Origin of the sequence: Amycolatopsis sp. NPDC051903, assembly GCF_044452505.1 — a bacterium.
GTDB lineage: Bacteria > Actinomycetota > Actinomycetes > Mycobacteriales > Pseudonocardiaceae > Amycolatopsis.
Window position 1 is genome coordinate 1 of the sequence record NZ_JBITBT010000092.1, and the last position, 1,962, is coordinate 1,962.

3 protein-coding genes are annotated in these 1,962 nt (G+C 71.0%); all 3 read right to left on the reverse strand.

Annotation, left to right across the window (positions count from 1 at the left end; genetic code table 11):
• On the reverse strand, positions 1-621 hold a 621-nt coding region (locus ACIA77_RS52390), incomplete at its 3' end, for a CBS domain-containing protein (RefSeq protein WP_395893743.1).
• A gap of 10 nt (positions 622-631) precedes the next feature.
• Positions 632-1,138, reverse strand: coding sequence for a universal stress protein (locus tag ACIA77_RS52395; RefSeq protein ID WP_395893744.1), 507 nt, complete (start codon positions 1,136-1,138; stop codon positions 632-634).
• Positions 1,139-1,166: 28 nt separating this feature from the next.
• The coding region (locus tag ACIA77_RS52400; protein WP_395893745.1) for a putative PEP-binding protein at positions 1,167-1,962 on the reverse strand (796 nt) is incomplete at its 5' end.

Below are 1,962 nucleotides of genomic sequence, written 5' to 3' on the forward strand. Positions count from 1 at the left end.
GGCCTTCAGGCGCGAGCGGACTTCGACCACCCCGTCGACGCGGCGGACGAGCGCCTCGATCAGCCCGATCATGCTGTAACGCTCGACGGTCCCGCTGATGGACACGATCCCGTCGTGCACCGCGACGGACAACGACCGTGAGTCGAGGCACATCTCCTTCGCCAGGACCTCGTCGCGGACTTCATCGCGGATGTCCTGGTCCGGTCTCAGGAAGACCCGCACCAGGTCGGCTCGCGAGACGATCCCGGCCAGCGCCCCGTCCGCGTCCACGACCGGGAGCCGGTGCACGTGGTGCGATTCCATCAGCTGCGCGGCCCGCACCACGTCGTCGTCCGCTCCGATGGTGACGGCCGGGCTGCTCATCAGGTCGGCGGCGAACACCGCTTCGGCCTTGCGGCGGGCCCGCCGCGCCCGCCGGCCGAAGCCGCGGTGCTCGACTTCGCGCTCGAGCAGGTCACCGCGGGAGACGACGCCGACCACGTGACCGCGATCGTCGACGACGGGTGCGCCGCCGACGCCGCGTTCCTCGAGCAGCGCCGTCACCGCTTTGAAGGGGGCGCCGAGCGCGACGCTGACCACGTCCGTCGTCATCACGGCGCGCACTGTGTGCTGTCCGGTCATCAGTCGCTCCTCACAACAGGGGGCCGGGCTGGTAGGTCCCGGCCTCTTCCGCGTCGGGCACCGGGCCGCGCTCCTCCGCCGTGCGAACCGGCACGACGACGACCGGGCAGCGCGACTCCTTCAGGCAATACGCGGAGACGGATCCGACGAGCAGCCGCAGCAAGCGGCCGTGGCCGTGGCTGCCGACCACGAGCATCGCGGCGTTCTGCGCAGTGCGCACGAGGGCTGGACCAGGTGCGCCCTCGGCCGTCTCCGCCCGCACGGGCACCGGCTCGGCGCCGGCGAGCGCGTCGGCCACGGCTTGCTCCAGTTGCTGCCGGTAGCGCTTCTCGATTTCCCGCGACGACCGCAGCGCCGCCGACTCCAGGTCGGCCGCCAGGTCGAACGTCCACGCTCGCACGGCCACGACCTCGCGCCCGCTCGCCTTCGCTTCGGACAGGGCCCAGCGCAGTGCCGCGGCACTGCCCGCCGAGCCGTCGACACCGACGACGATGACGTTTCCCTCCACTGTGGTCACGGCTGTCCTCCTTTGCCGGTGGCGCGGGTCAGCGGGCGTTGTCCAGCAGGAGGCGGCGTTCGGCGGCGGCGATCGCGTGCCGGGCGGAAGCGATCGCGTCGGGGTTGACCGAGATCGACGTGATGCCGGCCCGCACCAGATGTTCGGTGAACGCAGGGTTCGTCGAAGGCGCCTGCCCGCACAGCGACGAGGTGCTGCCGTGCGCGTTCGCGGTGCGGACGATGGCCGTGATCGCGTCCAGCACCGCGGGATCGGCTTCGTCGAACAGCTCCGCGCACTCCGCCGAATCGCGGTCCACGCCCAGGACCAGCTGGGTGAGGTCGTTGCTGCCGATCGACACGCCGTCGATGCCGAGACCGATGTACTCCGGCAGCCAGTGGACCACCGAGGGCACCTCCGCCATGATCCACTTCAAGAGGCCGCGATGGCGGCCCAGTGGGCTGGCGGCCACCAGTTCGAGGCAGGCCTCAAGCTCCCACTTCGTGCGTACGAACGGGATCATCAGGTGCAGGTTCGGGGTGCGCTCGCGGACCCGCGCGAGTGTCTTCAGTTCGAGCGCGAACAGATCGGGTTCTCGGATGTACCGGTAGCAGCCGCGGTAGCCGATCATCGGGTTGCGCTCCTCCGGTTCGAACGCCTCCCCGCCCGTCAGGCCGCGGAACTCGTTCGTCCGCAGGTCAGTGGCGCGGTAGACCACCGGGCGCGACCCGAACGCGGTTGTGATCGTGGTCAAGGAGTCCGCCATCGCAGTCACGAAGGCCTCCTCCTCGCCCCGGGCCAGCAGATCGCGCGGGTGGCGGCCGCCGAGGGCCTCGGTGAGCAGG